Annotated in this window: 16 protein-coding genes; 6 read left to right on the top strand and 10 right to left on the bottom strand. The window is 65.4% G+C overall.

Annotation, left to right across the window (positions count from 1 at the left end):
* Positions 1 to 10: 10 nt before the first annotated feature.
* The 3 genes from C404_RS49310 to C404_RS49300 are packed head-to-tail and all read right to left on the bottom strand — an operon-like array spanning position 11 to position 3733.
* The gene (locus C404_RS49310; RefSeq protein WP_021196209.1) at positions 11 to 1165 is read right to left on the bottom strand and encodes an acyl-CoA dehydrogenase family protein; all 1155 of its coding nucleotides are present in this window, start codon (positions 1163 to 1165) and stop codon (positions 11 to 13) included.
* Positions 1166 to 1179: 14 nt separating this feature from the next.
* Complete coding sequence (locus C404_RS49305) at positions 1180 to 2952, bottom strand: acyclic terpene utilization AtuA family protein (protein WP_021196208.1); 1773 nt, start codon at positions 2950 to 2952, stop codon at positions 1180 to 1182.
* Between the two features lies 1 nt (position 2953).
* Positions 2954 to 3733: an enoyl-CoA hydratase/isomerase family protein gene (locus C404_RS49300; RefSeq protein ID WP_031329767.1), complete on the bottom strand. Its 780-nt coding sequence runs from the start codon at positions 3731 to 3733 to the stop codon at positions 2954 to 2956.
* 275 nt (positions 3734 to 4008) lie between these two features.
* Between C404_RS49300 and C404_RS49295 the strand changes: the two genes are divergently transcribed.
* The 3 genes from C404_RS49295 to C404_RS49285 are packed head-to-tail and all read left to right on the top strand — an operon-like array spanning position 4009 to position 7714.
* A complete protein-coding gene (locus C404_RS49295; RefSeq protein WP_021196206.1) occupies positions 4009 to 6288 on the top strand; it encodes a TonB-dependent receptor in 2280 nt (759 codons plus the stop codon).
* A complete protein-coding gene (locus C404_RS49290) occupies positions 6288 to 7040 on the top strand; it encodes a tetratricopeptide repeat protein (RefSeq protein ID WP_021196205.1) in 753 nt (250 codons plus the stop codon). Before C404_RS49295 ends, C404_RS49290 begins: the two co-directional genes overlap by 1 nt.
* Positions 7031 to 7714, top strand: a complete 684-nt coding sequence (locus C404_RS49285) for a Fe2+-dependent dioxygenase (RefSeq protein ID WP_021196204.1) — start codon at positions 7031 to 7033, stop codon at positions 7712 to 7714. The genes C404_RS49290 and C404_RS49285 overlap by 10 nt, the downstream gene beginning before the upstream one ends.
* A gap of 11 nt (positions 7715 to 7725) precedes the next feature.
* Here the strand turns inward: C404_RS49285 and C404_RS59500 are convergent, their stop codons facing one another.
* Both C404_RS59500 and C404_RS49280 read right to left on the bottom strand, forming a co-directional pair.
* Positions 7726 to 8238, bottom strand: a complete 513-nt coding sequence (locus C404_RS59500; RefSeq protein ID WP_049286131.1) for a kinase — start codon at positions 8236 to 8238, stop codon at positions 7726 to 7728.
* 11 nt (positions 8239 to 8249) lie between these two features.
* On the bottom strand, positions 8250 to 9176 hold the full coding sequence (locus C404_RS49280; RefSeq protein WP_021196203.1) for an alpha/beta fold hydrolase: 927 nt from the start codon (positions 9174 to 9176) through the stop codon (positions 8250 to 8252).
* Between the two features lie 153 nt (positions 9177 to 9329).
* On the opposite strand from C404_RS49280, the gene C404_RS49275 reads away from it, so the two are divergent.
* Positions 9330 to 10313, top strand: coding sequence for an NAD(P)H-dependent flavin oxidoreductase (locus C404_RS49275; protein WP_021196202.1), 984 nt, complete (start codon positions 9330 to 9332; stop codon positions 10311 to 10313).
* A gap of 217 nt (positions 10314 to 10530) precedes the next feature.
* Positions 10531 to 11973, top strand: a complete 1443-nt coding sequence (locus C404_RS49270; protein WP_021196201.1) for a DUF1254 domain-containing protein — start codon at positions 10531 to 10533, stop codon at positions 11971 to 11973.
* Between the two features lie 40 nt (positions 11974 to 12013).
* On the opposite strand, the gene C404_RS0130235 is transcribed toward C404_RS49270, so the two are convergent.
* Positions 12014 to 12706: a hypothetical protein gene (locus C404_RS0130235; protein ID WP_021196200.1), complete on the bottom strand. Its 693-nt coding sequence runs from the start codon at positions 12704 to 12706 to the stop codon at positions 12014 to 12016.
* Between the two features lie 97 nt (positions 12707 to 12803).
* Between C404_RS0130235 and C404_RS49265 the strand changes: the two genes are divergently transcribed.
* Positions 12804 to 13706, top strand: a complete 903-nt coding sequence (locus C404_RS49265) for a LysR substrate-binding domain-containing protein (protein WP_021196199.1) — start codon at positions 12804 to 12806, stop codon at positions 13704 to 13706.
* A gap of 51 nt (positions 13707 to 13757) precedes the next feature.
* Here C404_RS49265 and C404_RS49260 read toward each other — a convergent pair whose 3' ends face one another.
* From C404_RS49260 to C404_RS49250, 4 genes are all read right to left on the bottom strand, one after another.
* Positions 13758 to 14909, bottom strand: a complete 1152-nt coding sequence (locus C404_RS49260) for an acyltransferase family protein (protein WP_021196198.1) — start codon at positions 14907 to 14909, stop codon at positions 13758 to 13760.
* A gap of 7 nt (positions 14910 to 14916) precedes the next feature.
* Positions 14917 to 15738 (bottom strand): class D beta-lactamase, encoded by an 822-nt coding sequence (gene blaOXA, locus C404_RS49255; protein WP_021196197.1) that lies wholly within the window; start codon positions 15736 to 15738, stop codon positions 14917 to 14919.
* Positions 15739 to 15930: 192 nt separating this feature from the next.
* The gene (locus tag C404_RS58900) at positions 15931 to 17697 is read right to left on the bottom strand and encodes a M56 family metallopeptidase (RefSeq protein WP_021196196.1); all 1767 of its coding nucleotides are present in this window, start codon (positions 17695 to 17697) and stop codon (positions 15931 to 15933) included.
* Positions 17694 to 18077 (bottom strand): BlaI/MecI/CopY family transcriptional regulator, encoded by a 384-nt coding sequence (locus C404_RS49250; RefSeq protein WP_021196195.1) that lies wholly within the window; start codon positions 18075 to 18077, stop codon positions 17694 to 17696. The genes C404_RS58900 and C404_RS49250 overlap by 4 nt, the downstream gene beginning before the upstream one ends.
* Between the last annotated feature and the right edge of the window lie 42 nt (positions 18078 to 18119).

The following is an 18119-nucleotide window of genomic DNA, read 5'->3' as shown; positions in this document are numbered from 1 at the left end:
GTGTGTCTCCTCAAACCCAACCAAGCTGGCGCGCGGCGAGATCGCTCAAGACCTCCTCCGCGCCGCCGCCGATCATGTAGACCTTCACTTCGCGATAGATCCGTTCTGACTTCGTGCCACGCATGAAGCCCATGCCGCCGAGCAGTTGCACCGCCGTGTCGGCGCAGAACTGCAGGCTCTGTGTGGCGAAGTTCTTGAGCATGCACAGTTGCGCAACCGGTGAGTCGCCCGCCTGCATGCGGCGCATCAGGTCTTCGAGCAGCGCACGCGTGGCTTCGATGCGTGTGGCCATCGCCACCAGCTTCTGCCGCGCCACCTGGTGTTGCACGAGGCGCTTGCCGAAGGTTTCGCGCTGGCTGGCCCACTCCACCGCTTCGTTCAGGCATGTACGCGCCAGCCCGTAGGCCTGCATCGCCAGCGCAAGGCGCTCATGGTTGAAGTTGCGCATCACCAGTTCGAAGCCGCGGTTTTCCGCGCCGAGCAGGTTGCCCACAGGCACACGGCAGTTGTCGAAATGCAGTTGCGCGGTATCGGAGCACCACCAGCCCATCTTCTTGAGCGGCGTGCGCGACAGGCCCGGCGCGTCGCCATCCACCAGCAGCAGGGAGATGCCACCTGCGCCCGCCCCGCCCGTGCGCACCGCCACGGTCAGGTAGTCCGCGCGCATGCCGGAGGTGATGAAGATCTTGCTACCGTTGACGATGTAGTGATCGCCATCACGCACCGCACGCGTGGTCAGGTTGGCAACATCCGACCCGCCCGACGGCTCGGTGATAGCCAGCGCACTGATCTTCTCGCCCGAGAGGATGTCGGGCAGCACGCGCGCTTTCAGCTCTGCAGAACCGCCCGCTACGATGGGCGGTGCGCCGATCGTGTGGCTGAACAGCGATGCGAGCAGACCGCCGCTGGCCGCACGCGTCAGTTCTTCAATCATCGCGAGTTCGAGGAACAGGTCGCCGGGTGTGCCGCCGTATTCCTCGGGAAAGCCGAGGCCGAGCAGACCAAGATCTGCTGCCTCGCGATACAACTCGCGCGGAAAGGTTTCCGCCTCCTCCCAGGCATCGATGTTCGGTAACACCGCCTTGTCGACAAAGCGGCGCACGGTCTCACGAAAGGTGTCGTGCTCGGCATTGAAGAGCACGGATGTCAGCAGACCTGTGTACATGGTCGCCCCGTCGGTTAAGGAAGATCGACCGGCACGCGCACCGGCATCGTCAGCAACACCTGCGCCATGCCCTTGCCCAGTGGGTCGTTACGCAGAGACGCCATGCCACCGCCGCCCAGTGCCTGCTCGCAGACGAAGTTGAGCGCGTGAATGCCGGGCAGGTCGTAGCGGGTCACGCGGCCACGCGCGACGTGTGCGAGATAGGCGGCGACGGCGTCTTCGGTCAACTGTGCGCGCAACAGCGGCAGGTCTTCCGGCCGGCGTGCGATGACGCCGATGTTGGAGGTGTCGCCCTTGTCACCGCTGCGGGCGTAGGCGAGTTCGATGAGCTGGACTTCGCGCGTCGGTCCGGTCGGCAGTGCGGCCGCCACAGTCGCGGCGGTTGTGGCTTCCAGCGGTGCACCGCCCGTCGGTACAGCCACATCGAAGCTCTCGCCGCCGAGCAATGTCACACGCGGCTGCACACGCGCCTTGTCGATCAGGAAAGCGTACTGCTTGATGGCGGGCACGACGCTCGGCCGCCCACCCGCACCCGTCGTACCGGGTGCCCAGGATGTGCCGGCCGGCGCGATCTCACGCGCAAACAGTTCCAGCGCTTGCTTGTTCGGGTGCGCAACGGCCAGCCACATCACCGATTCAAAGCGCGGCGCGCTCGGTTGATGCTGCCCGAACAGGTAGGCCGAGCCGAGCGTCTCGATATGCGTGGCGCTGTAGTCGGGCAGGCCGAGCTTGCGGAAGAGCCCGCGCGTGCGCTCCAGGATCGCCTCGGCCGTGCGGCGGGCCTTGCGGTCCGCATCGATGCCGACGATGGTGAGCTGGCCGGTGGCGCGATAGCCATCGGCGTAGGTGGCGCTTACCTTGTAGTCAGGTGTGGGGGCACGGCCGCGTGCGCCCTGCACTGCAACGCGATGCTCGCCAGCCTGCGTCATCGTCACCTGGGTGAAATCGCAGACGACATCGGGCAGCACATAGCGCGCGGGGTCGCCGATCTCGTACAGCAACTGCTCACCCACGGTGGGAGGGGTGACGAGGCCGCCCGTCCCTTCCGGCTTGGTGACGATGAAGCTGCCGTCAGCCCCGCACTCGACGATGGGGTAACCGCTGTGCGCCCAGTCGGGCACGGATTCCCAATCGGTATGCAGGCCACCGGCGCCTTGGCAGCCGCATTCGAGGATGTGTCCGGCGAGGCTGCCGGCGGCGAGGCGGTCGTAGTCATCCACGGCCCAGCCAAAGCTGTGCATCAACGCACCGAGCGTGACCGCGCTGTCGACACATCGGCCTGTGATGATCACCTGCGCGCCCGCATCGAGCGCCGCTTTGATCGGCAACGCACCCAGGTACGCATTGGCGCTCACTACCTTGTCGGGCAGCGGGCGGCCGCTTTGCAGCTCGCGCACGCCTTCGTCGCGCAGCGCGGGCAGCAACGGCATCACGTCATCGCCTTCCACCACGGCAATGCGCACGCTCACACCCAGTTCATCGGCCAACGCCTGCAGCGCCGCGGCGCAACCGCGCGGGTTCACACCACCCGCGTTGGCGATGATGCGGATGTTCTGCGCCAGCGCGTCCTTGAGCACCGCGCGCATCGCCACGCTGACGAAGTCGGTCGCATAACCCAGCTCCGCGTTCTTCATGCGCGCGCTGGCCAGCAGCGACATGGTCAGTTCGGCCAGGTAATCGAAGACGAGAAAGTCGATGCGGCCGGAGGCGACCAGCTGCATCGGCCCGGTCACGCTGTCGCCCCAAAAGCCGCTGGCGCCACCGATGGAAACCGTGTCTTTACGCATGTCAGCGGCCCGTCCAGTTGGGGGCGCGCTTCTCGCGAAAGGCGGCCTGACCTTCCTGCGCGTCCTCGGTCAAGGCAAACAGGCCAATCTGGCTTTCGGTAAAAGCCATCGCCTGCTCGAAGCTCAGGTGTTCGACCTGCTTGAGCGTGTACAACCCGCGCCGGATGGCCGACGGCGATTTATCGAGCAGCCGCGCGAGCAGCGCATCGACAGCGGCATCGAGCGCTTCGGGCTCGGCCACTTCGTTGATCAGGCCGGCGGCGAGGGCGCGGTCTGCGCTCATCGGCTCGCCGGTCAGACACAGCTCGTTGAGCAGACGACGCGGCAGCTGATGTTGCAACACGGCCAACACCTGCGCCGGGAACAGTCCGACCTTCACCTCAGGCAGCCCAAACATGGCGCTACGGCTGGCCACCGCCATGTCGCACATCGCCAGCAAACCCATGCCACCGGCCATGCATGCGCCATTCACCCGTGCGATGAGCGGCACGGTGCAGCGGCGCGCCTGCCGAAACAGATCCGCCAGGCCCTGGTGCGGCTGGGAATAGTCAAAGCGGAAAGATTGGCCGCTCTGCAGATCAGCCCCGGCACAGAAGGCCCGCGTGCCAGCGCCGGTCAGCACCACGGCACGCACAGCGGCGTTGCGGCTGGCATCGACCAGCGCTGCCGTCAGTGCTTCAAGCACCGCGCCGTTGATCGCGTTGCGGCGCTCTTCGCGCTGAATGGTCAACCACAGCGCCTGCCCGCGCTGTTCGATGAGGAGTTCGGGGTCCGTGCTCACGCGATGCTCACCTTGCAAGAGAGATTCGGTTGGACAGCCTGCCCGGCAATACTAAATCATCTGCTTGAATAAATGGAAGCCTTCGAACACAAAACATGCTGCGTTTTGCCGCACCTCGCAGCTCGCTGGGCATAACACATTGATTTATCGGAGATTTTCTTCAGCCGATAAGGAAATCGACAGATTCTGCGTTGACTCCCTCACATGCGAACGATAACAATTCTCATTTGCACCAAACATGTAACAAGATTTTTCAGGGGAGCGGGCACCAAGCCATGCAAGCAGCACAGACGGAACGCAAGCGCGCCGAACATTCGGTGGTGGGATACCTGACAGGGGCCATGAGCTTTGCCGTGGCGGCCACACCGGCCGTGGCGGAAACCAAGAAGGATTCGGTAACGGCCACCCTGCCGACCCACACGGTCACGGGCAGCAGTGGCTTCAAGACCGACGAAGCCTCGGGCGGCAAATTCACCGCGCCGCTGCTCGACACGCCCAAGTCCGTCACGGTGATCCCGGCCGAGGTGCTGCAGGACACCGGCTCCGTCACGCTTACCGAAGCGCTGCGCACGGTGCCGGGCATTGCGTTTGGCGCGGGCGAAGGCGGCAACCCGGTGGGCGACCGCCCGTTCATCCGCGGCTACGACGCACAGGCCAGCACGTTCCTCGACGGGCTGCGCGACATCGGTGCGCAATCGCGCGAGATGTTCAACGTGGAATCGGTGGAAGTCATCAAGGGGCCGTCGGGTGCGTATGAAGGGCGCGGCTCGGCCGGCGGGGCGATCAACATCGTCTCGAAGACGCCCAAGCTGGAGCACTTCACCGAGGGCACGATCTCCGTGGGCAATGCGGCGTACAAGCGCGCCACGGCCGACGGCAATTACCAGATCGGCGAACACGCGGCCTTCCGCCTGAACGCGATGTATCACGACGCCGGCACGCCGGGCCGCGATGTGACGAGCTTCAGCCGCTGGGGCATCGCGCCGTCCATCGCCTTCGGGCTGGGCACGCCCACGCGCGCCACGCTGTCGTACTACCACCTGCAATCGAACGACACGCCGGACACGGGCATCCCTTACAACAACGGCACGTTCAACCGCCGCACCGATGGCCGCCCGCAGTTGTTCGCGCCAGGCGACGGCTCGCCGGTGGATGTCGGCCGCAATACCTACTACGGCCTGGGCCGCGACTTCCGCCGTGATCGCGTCGACATGGGCACGCTTTCGCTGGAGCACGATGTGTCGAGCGCGCTGAAGCTGCGCAACACCACGCGCATCGCGCGCACCAGCCAGGACTACGTCTGGACGCAGCCCGACGACAGCCAGGGCAACATCTACTACGGCATGGTCTGGCGCCGCGCCAACACGCGCTACTCGGTGGCCAATACCGTCGCCAACCAGACGGAAGCGACCGGCAAGTTCGAGACCGGCGGCTTCAAGCACAGCTACGCAGCAGGCCTGGAGTTCTCGCGCGAGCACAGCAGCAACGACACCTACAACGTCCCCACCGGCAGCAACCGCTGCCCGAACGGGATCGGCGCGGCCGGCGGCTACAACTGCACGAGCCTGTTCAACCCGAACCCGAACGACCCATGGACGGGCAACATCACGCTGGCCAACAACCCGGCCGAGACCACGGTGCGCACACAATCGGCGTACGTGTTCGACACCATCGAGCTGTCGCCGCGCTGGCAGATCAACGGCGGCCTGCGCTATGACCGCTACTCGGCTTCGGCCAGCACATCGGCCAATGCGCAAGGCGTACGCTCCAGCTTCTCGCGGGACGACAACCTGCTGAACTACCAGCTCGGCCTGGTCTTCAAGCCCGCGCAGAACGGCAGCATCTACGTGGCGTATGGCACGTCGTCCACGCCGTCGGGCTCGGTGGCGGGTCAAGGCGCCGATGGCAGCGCACTCACGCCGGATCGCTCGGGCAATCGCGGCGACGTACTCGCCCCCGAGAAGAACCGCGCCTACGAACTCGGCACCAAGTGGAACGTGCTGGACAACAAGCTGGCGCTCACCGCTGCCATCTTCCGCATCGAAACCACTAACGCACGCATCGTGCTGCAGGACGGCACCGCCGCCATGGCCGGCAACAAGCGCGTGGACGGCTTCGAGCTGGGCTGGTCGGGCGCACTCACCAACAAGTGGCAAGTGTTTGGCGGCTACACGTACCTGAAGAGCGAGCTGCGCAACAACGGCGGTTCGGGCGCGGCCTTTGGCGCCACCAATGGCACCGAATTCCCCAACACGCCCAAGAGCAGCTTCAGCCTGTGGACCACCTACCAGCCGATGCCGAAGTTCACGCTGGGCGGCGGCGCGTACTACGTGTCGAAGGTCTGGGGAAGCGCCAACCCCGCCAACCCGAAGTGGGTGCCGGCCTACTGGCGCTTTGATGCAATGGCCTCGTACCGCATCGACAAGCACATGAACCTGCAGTTGAACGTGCAGAACCTGTTCGACAAGAAGTACTACAACCAGGCGTACGCATCGCACTACGCATCGCTCGCACCGGGGCGCGCTGCGATCCTGACGCTGGGCATCCGGTACTGATGGCGGCGCTTGCTGCAACCGCCGCAGCCGATGCTGCGGTGGTGGATGCCATTCACGCCGTGCTGACCGGCCCGGCCGATCGCGCGGCGGACTGGCTTGCCGGCGCCGCTCGTCGTGGCCATACGGAGGCACAGACCATCCTTGGTCAATGGCTGCTCGATGGCCACGGTGTCGAACGCAATCACACCGAAGCCCTCTTCTGGTTCAAGACCGCCGCGGTGTCCGGCCACGCCATGGCGGCCAACATGCTCGGCCGCTGCTACGAGCACGGCTGGGGTGCGCCTGCCTGCGACAAGACCGCAGCACACTGGTATGCCCGCGCGGCGGATGCCGGCCTCGACTGGGGCCAGTACAACTACGCCACCAGCCTGCAGCTCGGGCGCGGTGTGCCGCAGGATCGCGCGCAAGCCTTCGCTTTCTTCCAGGCAGCCGCTGCGCAAGGGCACGCCAAGTCGATCAATGTGGTCGGCGGTTTCTATGAAGACGGCTGGGAAGTCGAGGCCGACTTGGGGATGGCCCTGTACTGCTACCTGCGTGCGGCTGAGGGTGGCGACTTCCGTGGCCAGTTCAACGCGGCACGGCTCTTCGCACTCACTGACCGCGCCGACGAAGCCCTCACGTGGATGCGAGCCGTACCGCGCAGCGCGACGCCCGCCTTCCTCGCCAAGGCACATGACTTTCTTGCCGGCCACCCCGATGCGCGATTGCGCACGCTGGCCGGCACACTCGAATCCGAATCGCCATGCTGTTGAAGATTCCCGCCGTCCTCACCAAGGACCAGGTCGCACACTGCCGCGCCATCATCGACGCCGCGGAATGGGTGGACGGCAAGGTCACCGCCGGCGCGCAGTCGGGCCAGGTGAAGCACAACATGCAGTTGCCCGAAGGCTCGACCGCTGCGCGCGAAGTCGGCACCTTCATCCAGGATGCGCTGGCGGCCAACACGCTGTTCTTCTCAGCCGCGCTGCCGCTCAAGGTGTTCCCGCCGCTGTTCAATCGTTATGCAGGCGGGCAGACCTTCGGCAACCACGTCGACAACGCCGTGCGCCATCTGCGCGGTACCGACTTCCGCATCCGCAGCGACCTCTCGTGCACGCTGTTCCTCACCGAGCCCGAAGACTACGACGGCGGTGAACTTGTCATCGACGACACCTTTGGCGAGCACCGCGTCAAGCTCGCGGCGGGCGACATGGTGCTCTACCCGAGCAGCAGCCTGCACCGCGTCACGCCCGTCACGCGCGGCGCACGGGTGTGTTCGTTCTTCTGGTTGCAGAGCATGGTGCGCAGCGACGCGCATCGCGCGCTGCTGTTCCAGATGGATACGGAACTGCAGCGGCTGATGGGGCTGCTGGGGCAGGAGGATTCGTCCGTCATTGCGCTGACGGGGACATATCACAACCTGTTGCGGGAGTGGGCCGACGCGTAAGGCGACGCCGGTCAATGCTGAGGGACGGGGTGAAACGCTGGCGTTGAACCGTCCAACCGCAGAACGTTGCTATAGCCCTCTTCAGCCGATGGCGGCTCAAAGAGAGCGGCAACGCTCCTGATGCTGTCTTCCGGCACGCGTTTGTCTGGCACGCGCAAAGCGTTTCTTGTGAGTGCCACGCTGAGCGGCGTATCGATCCACACAGCCATCGCCTCGGCACTGTATCGACTCGCCAACTCCAAAATCGGACGCCGATGCCGAATGCCGGGAAGCGCGGCATCGAGGCAAATGCACGGCGCATAACGCTGCGCATTCTGGCGAATCCAGTGCGATTTCCCAGCCCCTTGTAATCCACAAACGATCAGCAGCCGGCGTGGTCCACTCGGCGTGGATTCTCGCAAGTGGTCTTCCAGCACCTGAAAACAGCGATCCCACGCCGCCTTGCTGCGCTCGGGCGTCCACACGCGACCCGAAGGCGTCTCCAAAAACGTATCGGGATTGATGATCGCGACGCCCGCTGCCATTGCGGCTCGCATCAAGCAAAGAACGCCCGCATCTCCGTCAACAACGCTTCTGGCGCTTCCTCCGGCACATAGTGCCCACACGGCACCGTGCCGCCGCTCACATCCTTGGCCACCGCGCTCCACAGTTCCAGCGGCTTGAAGCACCGCTGGATCACGCCGTTCTCACCCCACAGCACCCGCAGCGGCACGCTCACACGCTTGCCGGCGTCGCGGTCGGCGCGATCGTGTTCGAGGTCGATGGTGGCGGCGGCGCGGTAGTCCTCGCACATGGCGTGCACGCTGGCGGGCTCGCGCATGGCGGCGGCATAGGTGGCCATCGCTTCCGGGGCAAACGGTTCAAGCCCGGCGTGGCGCAGGCCCATCAGCTTGCTGATGTAGAAATCCGGCGTGGCGTTGATGAGCGTCTCGGGAAACGGCGAGGGCTGGATCAGGAAGAACCAGTGCCAGTAAGCGGATGCAAACGCCATGTCGGTGTTTTCGTACATCGCCAGCGTAGGGGCGACGTCGAGCAGCATGGCGCGCTCCACGTGCACGGGGTGATCGACGCACAGCCGATGCGCCACACGTGCGCCGCGATCGTGCGCGCACAGGCGGAAGCGGCCAAAGCCGAGTGCGCGCATCACCTCCACCTGGTCCTGCGCCATCACACGCTTGCTGTATTCCGCGTGCCTGGCGCTGCCGGCCGGTTTGGACGATGCGCCATAGCCGCGCAAGTCGGTGGCGACAACGGTGTAGTCGCGCGCCAGCTCCTGCGCCACCTTGTGCCAGATCACATGGCTTTGCGGATGACCATGAAGCAATAGCAACGGCGGCCCGCTGCCACCAATCACCCCGGCAATCTCCACCCCGTTGACTGCCTGGCGGAACGGGCGAAAGCCAGGAAACAGCGCGGCATCTGCGGCGGCGGTGGCGGCGTCGATGGAAAGCGGCGTGGTCATGCAGGTCTCCGGTGGTGTGTGATGCGCAAGGAATGCTCTGCATGCTAGCGCAGAAGCCGTCGGCACATTCGGCAGCAACACGTGGCGCCCGCTTCCTATAATCGAACGACGCTGTCTGCCCCGCTGCCTGCCTTCCTCTCATCAGGAGACGCCATGCCCGCCGCCAAGCATCTGCCGCCCGCGCTGCAACACCTGGCCCTGCCCGTGATCGGCTCGCCGATGTTCATCGTCAGCTATCCGGAACTGGTGCTGGCGCAGTGCAAGGCCGGCATCGTCGGGGCGTTTCCGGCGCTCAACGCACGCCCGGCCGAGGTGCTGGACGAATGGCTCACGCAGATCAACGAAGACCTCGCCGCCCACCGTGCCGCACATCCACATGCTGTGGTGGGGCCGCTGGCCGTCAACCAGATCGTGCACCACTCCAACGCGCGGCTGGAGCAGGACGTAGCCACCTGCGTCAAGCACAAGGTGCCGATCTTCATCACCTCGCTGCGCGCGCCGGTCAAGGAGATCCTGGATGCGGTGCACAGCTATGGCGGCATCGTGCTGCACGATGTGATCAACCTGCGCCATGCGGAGAAGGCGCTGGAGGCTGGCGTCGATGGGCTGATCCTGGTGGCCACGGGCGCGGGTGGGCATGCTGGCACGCTGTCGCCGTTTGCGCTGGTGGGTGAGGTGCGGCGCATCTTTGACGGGCCGATCGCGCTGTCGGGCGCCATCGCCACGGGGGATGCCATCCTCGCCGCGCAGGCCATGGGCGCGGACTTCGCCTATATCGGCACGCGCTTCATCGCCAGCCAGGAGGCGCACGCCGCCGAGAGCTACAAGACGGCCATCGTGCGCGCGGCGGCGTCCGACATCATCTACACCAACCTCTTCACAGGGGTGCACGGCAACTACATCCGCGAGAGCATCGAGCTGGCCGGGCTGGACCCGCAAGCCCTGCCCGAGGCCGACAAATCGACGATGAACTTTGGCGACGGCAGCTCCCGTGCCAAGGCATGGAAAGACATCTGGGGCGCCGGCCAGGGGGTGGGCCAGATTGCCGACCTGCCGCCCGCTGGCGAGATCGTCACGCGGCTCAAAGCCGAGTACGATGCCGCCAAATTGCGCCTCGCCCTGCATCTGCGGCTGTAGGCGCAACCGCGTGCATCCTAGCGCGCACCCCACCGTGCGCACCCCACTGCACTTCGATTGACTTGCGGGGGCGGCACTTCTAAATTCAGCAGATGCTCAACAACAAGCGTGGCACCGTGACGGGCGACCACGCAACCGTATGCGCAAGCATCCTTGGGGGGATGTTCGACAGGCGTCTGGTTTCCTGTTGCCGCGTACCGACAAGATGGAGAACACCATGACGCACTGCCATGCGCCCGTGCGCCCGCTCACAAGGCTGGCGGCGGTGGCGCTGAGCGCGGCGGCCCTGACCCTGACGGGCTGCGCCACCCAGGACCCGAACCCCGCGGCTGCCAACGAACTGCGCCTGCCGCAAGCCGGCGAGGCACAAGTCCGCTCCGCCTATGTGTATGCGTTTCCGTTGATGATGACGGACGCGCTGATGCAGGTCACCTCCGCCATCGCGCCCAATGGGCGCTTCATGCACCAGCGCACGCTGGAAGACGAAGCCCTGCCCACCGGTGTACGCGCCCGTGTGGACGTGCTCGCCAGCAGCGCCTTCGTCGATTTGCGCAACGGGCCCGTCGTGCTGAGCCTGCCCGACGTCGGCCGCCGCCATATCTGGGTGGCCGTGCACGATGCCTGGACGGACGTGTTCGAATCCATCGGCAACCGCACCACGGGCACACGTGCAGCCAACTACGCGATCACGCCGCCGGGCTGGGATGGCACGCTGCCGGCAGGCGTCAAGCAGATCGCCGCGCCGACGAACCTGGTCTGGGTCGTTGCCCGCACACAGGTCGCTGGGCAGCGCGACGAGGTTGCCGCGCGCCGCGTGCAGGATCGCTACCGCATCACGCCGCTGGACGCTTTCGGCAAACCCGGCGCTCGCGAAACCGAGGCGGAAGCCAAGGCTGACGCAAACAACGCCACCGACATCGACGTCAGCCTGAATGCAGCGCGCCGCCGTGTGACCGCGCTCGATGCCAACGCTTACTTCACCCGGTTTGCCGAGCTGCTCAAGGACAATCCGCCGCACGCGGCAGATTCCACGATGGTGGCGTCGCTGCGCAACCTCGGCATCGTGCCCGGTGCGCCGTTTGACGCCAAGGCAGTGGATTCGACCAGCCTGAAGGTGATGGATGCCGGCGTGAACGCCGCGCGCGAGACGCTCTCGATGGCGGCCAAGCAGCCGCAGATCACGCAGAACGGCTGGTTCATCCCGCGCATGATCGGCGCGTATGGATTGGACTATGCGCAACGCGCGATCGTCTCGTGGTCGGGCGGCGGTACCGACGTGCCGCAAGACATGCTGATCGCCACCGCCACAGCGGACGCCAACAGCCTGCCGCTGGACAGCACGCACCGCTACGTGCTGCATTTCGATCGCAACCAGCTTCCGCCGGAGAACGCCGGCTGGGCCGTGGCCGCCGTGCAGCAACCGCGCCGCACCGCCGAGCGCCCGAGCCTGCGCAACCTCCTCAGCGAAGCCGATCACCCACGCCTGAACAGCGATGGCTCGCTCGACATCCTGATCCAGCGCGCGCCGCCCAAGGGCATGCGGAACAACTGGCTGCCGCCACCGGTCGGCCCCTTCCTGCTGCGCATGCAGCTGACGTGGCCAAAAGAAGCGGCACTGGATGGGACGTGGCTGCCGCCGGCTGTGCAGCGGCGGGAATAGCGCGCCACGCTCGCCAGCCCAACGTTGGCGAGTGGTTCGCTTAAGGCTGCCCCTTGCAGGCAGCTGAGCACAGCACCTTGTCCACGCCCGCGAAAAAGCCATCGTAGACTTCCCGCTTCAGCACGGTCTTCGTGCGCGCATCGCCGTTGCTGTCCCACACTGTGCTGTCGAACCGGGCACGGACCAGCGTCGACTGACTACCCGTGCCCGCCTTGACCGCGATGACGGCCGACACGCGTTCGTGATCCGGCTTGGCCGGAAACATGCCGGTGTAGTTCTTGAGCGCCCCACGCAGCAACTGGCGCCACTTGGGCACCAGCGTGTCACTCAGCCCCGCTTCCACCAGGCCGGTTTCGTTGTCGACCGACACCGGTGCGTAACCCAGTTCGGTCAACGCCTTGGCCACCGCACTCAGTGCACGATCCGGCGCGGTGTTGGCGTACGTACGGTCGCGCATGGTGCGCAGGCTCTGCTGCTCCGCATCGGTCAGGTCCACGCTCACCTGGCGTGAGCTGTATCGCACCAGCGTTCCGCCGCTGCCGGTTTCACGCTCGTTGGGGGGTGGGCCTGAGCAGGCGACCAGTATCAAGATGATGCCGGCCAACGCCAGGTAGCGGCTGGCTTGACGTATCCACCGGTGCATCCACAGCGGCATCCAGCAACCGAACGGAAATGATCGCCACGCAGCGCGCTGCACCGATGTCTTGAGTAGGTTGGGTAATGCAATCATCATCTTCCAATCCAATGTGGCGCCTATGATAGGAAGCCGCTTTCATTGCCACAAACGAGTTTTTTTCCACGACGCTTTAGCTGTTCTTTGACATTGCGCCATGCGCCGACTCCCCCCTCTCAATGCCCTGCGCAGCTTTGAAGCTGCCGGGCGCCTGAACAGCCTGACCCTTGCCGCCGAAGAGTTGAATGTCACGCAGAGCGCGGTCGCCCAGCAGATCCGCGTGCTGGAAACGTTCTTTGGACAGAAGCTCTTCGAGCGCGATGGACGATCCCTGCGCCTGACCCTGCGGGCGCGGCACTACCTGGTGGACGTCGCCAGTTGCATCGGACGCCTGACCGAGGCTACGGAGCAGATGTTCGAGGCGCCAGATCGGCGCCAGATCCGGATCAATACCTCATCGTCGTTCGCCCACGGCTGGCTGCTTCCGCAGCTGGCACACTTTTATGCGCGGCACCCGGGCGTTGATATTGAGCTGGTCTCCACGCCCGACACCGAGGTCGATCGCATTGATGAATCGAGCGATGTGGTCATCCGCCGCTATACGCCGGAGCTGCGGCGACGGGGGTTCGTGTCGAAGCCCCTGGTGGCCAACGTGGCGGTGCCCGTCTGCACGCCGCATCATCCCGCGCTGGCGGCGGTGCACGCTCCGTCTGACTTGCGCCATGCACCACTGCTGCATTACGCGGGCTTGCCGCAGGCATGGCAGTACTGGTTTCACCAGGCAGAAGTCGCCATCGGCGAAACCCTGCGCGGGCCGTTCTACGACGAGTTCGCCCTGCTGGTGAAGGCCGCGATGAGCGGTCTGGGGATCTGCCTGGCCCCGCGGGCAGTCATTCAGGACGACGTCAACCACGGGCGTCTGGTCATGCTGTTTCCGGAGGTCAAGCTGGAGGGGCCGCCGTTTCACTGCCTGTATCGGGATGCAGCGGACGACCGGTCACTCAACAGCTTCCTCGCATGGCTGTTCGAGCGCGCCGGCGAGGTGCATGGCCCCGCGTAATCTCGCGCCGCGCGCACCCCGGTTACCGCAATGACCGGGGTGCGCCCCCGTTCAAACGATGGTGGATTGCGTGCGCCGTGGCTGCAGAAGACGTTGCCGAAGCGCGCGGTTGAACGGCTCCGCGTAGTACCGCGCAATGCCCGCAGCCAGCATGAACGAAAACAGCATGAACGCCGCCAGCAGCACGAGTTTCTCGTCACCGAGAACCGTGGCGCGCGGGAACCCTGTTTTGAGTACCGCAAGCGGAATCAGGTGAAACAGGTACAGCTCGTAGCTGTTCATGCCGCACCACGCCACCATGGCAGCAACGCGGCTGAATGGATTGAAGCGCTGCCCATCACGGGCCACTGAACGCTGCACCGGCCACAACAGGATTGCCGTACCTAGCGCCATTGCCGTCACACCCAGGACGTTGCTCTGTGCGATCGGCCACCACAGGTAGAGAAACGTCATCAAGACGACGACCGCGGTTTGCACGAACCAGGTCGTCATGCCGGCCAGGGCGAACCGCCTGGAAAGAACGGCAGCGCCGCAGCCAATGGCAATGCCGTCGAAGCTCGCGAAGTACGCGTAAAGAAATCCGGCCTCATCCCCTTGATGGGTCAGCCGGTACAGCGGGCCGACCGCAATGATCGTTGCCCAGAACAAGCACAGCAGCGACTCGCGCCGAAGCACGAGACACAGTAGCGGGAACGTGAGGTAGAACACCTCTTCCACCGAGAGCGACCACAAGACGCCCAACGGATAGTTGACCCACCCGACCCGCGCAATCAGCACGTTCATGGTGAAGGTCAGGCTCGCCAGATTGACGTGCCATAGCGGAACGGGCTCGCCCGTGGCGGCGTGGTTCTGGAAGATCGCCACGCCACACAGCGCGAGTACGTTCACGATGGCGAGCAGCAACAGCAGACACGGCACGATGCGCGCGATGCGCAGCCCGTAGAACGCCCACGCATCGATGCGGCCAAGCTGGCCCCAACGGCGCAGGGCATTCGAGGTGATCAGGTAGCCCGAGACCACGAAGAACATCGTCACCCCATAGTTGCCGTTGCGGGCCACGGCCTGCACCAGTTCCGGCCCGAGCACGGCAGCAAGCGACGTATCGCTCAGGCGATAGGCAATGTTGAAGTGATGAAACAGGACGAGCAGGATGGCGATCCCACGGATCACGTCGATCCGCCTGTTGCGCATATCGGTGGGCATGGTTGTCCTATCGCGTCACACCATCAACCAGCGATGGCAACTCGCTCAGCAGCGCATCGCGCGTACGCATGCCGGCGGGCGTCGGCTGCATTTGTGCGTCCTGGGTCAAGCGTGCGAACACCAGCGTGCGCGGCCCCTTCGTTGCCCAGCCGACAAACCAGCCGTAGGCGTGCGCGCGGTCGTAGTTGCCTTCATGCGTGATCGGTGCCCCCGGAGAGCCCGTGCCCGTCTTGCCGTGAATTGCCCATCCATCGGGGCGTGCAGCAATCTCCGTCACGCGCCAGGTCATGTCCAGGGCGTTGGCACTCACCGGTAGCGTGCGGTTGGCCACCTTGCGCAGGAAGGCCACCTGCTCGAGCGGCGAGATCTGCAGCGACGAGTTGATCCACGCACCGGCGGTACCGTTGTGCTTGCCGGGCTCGCCGGAGACGTCTCGGTTCCCGTAGTCGAACACGTCGGCGTAATGCTGGAAGCGGGTGTCGCCCAGCGACTGCGCCACGCGCTGCGAGAACCAGACCACCGAGTACTGGATCCACCGCGCGGGGTCCGTGGGCTGCCGCCACGCATCACCACCCCACGCGACATCGCCGTCACGGTAGGCCAGCGTGGGCGTATGTTCATCCTTGAGAATGCCGGCATCGAACCCCATCAGGCTGAGCGCGATCTTGAAGGTGGAGGCCGGCGTCACGCGCGTGGCGCAATCGCCCTCTTGCATCAACACATTGCCCGATGCCGCATCCGCAATAACGGTGCAGAGGGTTCGGGCATGCGCCGTCGAGCTCACCAGGTTGACGGCCAGGACGGCCGCCGCGATACACCAGCGTTTCATACGTCTCTCTCTTGAGAGTGCCCCGATCCGGTTGCCGATTCGGCAAGGATGAGGCGGGGTTGCAGGTTAAAACTTCAGACGAACGCCTCCCCACCCGGCCGAACGCAATCGGCCAGACAGGAAAACAAAACACGGGAACAAGGCGACGGACACCGGCCGCTCAGGCGGGTGCCGTGGCGCGCAGGATGCAGATCAGGACATGGTGGGAACGGTCACAGCCCGGTGCCCATTGAGCAGGACCATCGTGATGCTGGTGCCCGCAGACCGGATCTGCATGATCAGGCAGCGGCCGGCGTCCTCGGTAAAGCCGGTCTTGGAGAGCTGGATGTCCCAGCCGCGCGCGCCGACCAGCGGATTGGTGTTGCGGTACTCCACCGGCTGGCCGTTGATCTGGAGGGTCTCGCTCGCGTCGGTAGTATCGCGGCGGATCTCCGGATAGTCCGCCGCTGCCTTGGCGATGATGGCAATGTCGCTGGCCGTTGACCGGTTGTGCGCCGACAGGCCCGTCGGTTCATTCAGCGCGGTATGCGTCAGCCCCAGCGCGGCGATCTTCGCCTGCAATGCCCGCTCGAACGCAGGCAAGCCTCCGGGGTAGGTTCGCGCCAGGGCAAAGGCGGCCCGGTTGTCCGATGACATCAGTGCAAGCTGCATGACGTCGCGCAGCGGCAGGTTCGTCCCGACAGGCACCCCCGCGCGACGCAACGCCGGCGTGCCCGCATCGGCCGGGGCGATCTGCACCACGCGATCCAACTCGGGCCGTGCATCCAGCACCACCATGGCGGTCATCAGCTTGGTCAACGATGCAATCGGGACAACACTGTCTGCATCGCGCTGGAGCAAGACCTTGCCGCTGCCGTCTTCCACCACGTACACATGTTGGGATTGGATCAGGCCGACAAGCGCCTCGACCTTGCCGATGGCCGAAGCGTGGACGAGCATGCGCTGCGCATCATCCGACACCGACAGCGCCTCGCGGGCAAAGGCGGCGCCAAGGTACTGCGGCACGACGACGGCCGACACAACCAGTGCGGCGCCCAGCGCTGCGGTCAAGCCAACCGATGTCCATCCGGTAGGCCGCTGCGGCCTGACCAGCCGGCGGATGCGCTCTGACAACACGCCGCCATGCGCCCACAGTGCCGCGCCCGCCGGGGCCGCCTCTACGCCCTGCTGCTGACTCAGTTGATTGAGTGCCAGCGCCAGATGCCGCGGGTTGCCGGTCAGGCTCGCCGCCAGCGCATCGGCAATCAGTTCCCGCTCCACGCGGATGCGTCCGGACAACCACCACACGCCAGGGTGATAGAAGAGCAACGCCTCGATCGCCCGCTGCATGAGGTTGACGAGATAGTCGAAACGCCGGATGTGCGCGACCTCGTGCGCCAGCAGCGCTTCGATCAGGTCCGGCGGCATCTGCGTCAACAGCGAAGCCGGCACCAGCACGACGGGGCGCCACCAACCGGCAGCGGCCGGACTGGGCAGGTGCGGCACCACCCGAAGCCGGATCGGGCGGCGGATTCCGCTACGTTGCGCAAGTGCGGACACACAGGCTTGCCACGCATCGTTGGCGCAGGCATGCGACGCATGCGCGAGCCGATGCACCCAGGCCAGGCCCACGACCACACGCACCGTCATCAGGCCGACGCCAAGCAGCCAGGCCACCACCACCCACAGCATGGGCTCTTGCGACAAGGCGGGCGCTACGGCGTGCGGCATCCAGACGGGCAATGCCGGCACCGGGTCGATGGCGGCCATTGCCGTGAACTCGCGATAGCCGTCGACGAGCGGAACCACCACGCACAACGCCAACGCCATGCACAGCACGATGTACCGGACCTGCGGACGACCGCCTCGCGTCAACCGCAGGAACAGCGCTGCGGCAAGACTCAGCAGCGCGCCCTTCCAGAGGAAGTGCAGCAGCGCCCAGCCCACGGCCGGAACCAGGATGGCAAGCGTTGTGCTCACAGGTCTTCCTCGCGCAGCAACGCTTCGATCTCGGCGCGCTCTTCCTTGGTGACATGCCCGCGCAACGCCGCCAGAACCAGTGCCTTGCCGGAGCCCGCAAACGCCTTGTTGATGAACTCGTTCAGCAGACCGCTCTGCAGAACGTTCTGGCGCTGCGCCGGTGCATACACGTGCGAACGCTCACGCTCGTCGCGCACCAGCATCCCCTTGGCATGCATGATCTGCAACTGGCGCAGCACCGCAGCGTAGGTCGTTTCCGGCTTCTCGACCTGCACCGCCTGATGGACCTGCTTGACCGTGGCCGGCCCCAGTTGCCACAGCACACGCAGGAGGTTCAGCTCAGCAGCGGTGGGCTTGATACGAGGCGAGGTCTTGGTCATGGCGATACGTCGGTTCTGTAGCGATCGGCACGTAGACTATCT

Origin of the sequence: Ralstonia sp. AU12-08 (genome assembly GCF_000442475.1) — a bacterium.
Classification (GTDB): Bacteria; Pseudomonadota; Gammaproteobacteria; order Burkholderiales; family Burkholderiaceae; genus Ralstonia; species Ralstonia insidiosa.
Note: the sequence above shows the minus strand (reverse complement) of the source record. Positions and strands in the feature narration are given on the sequence as shown.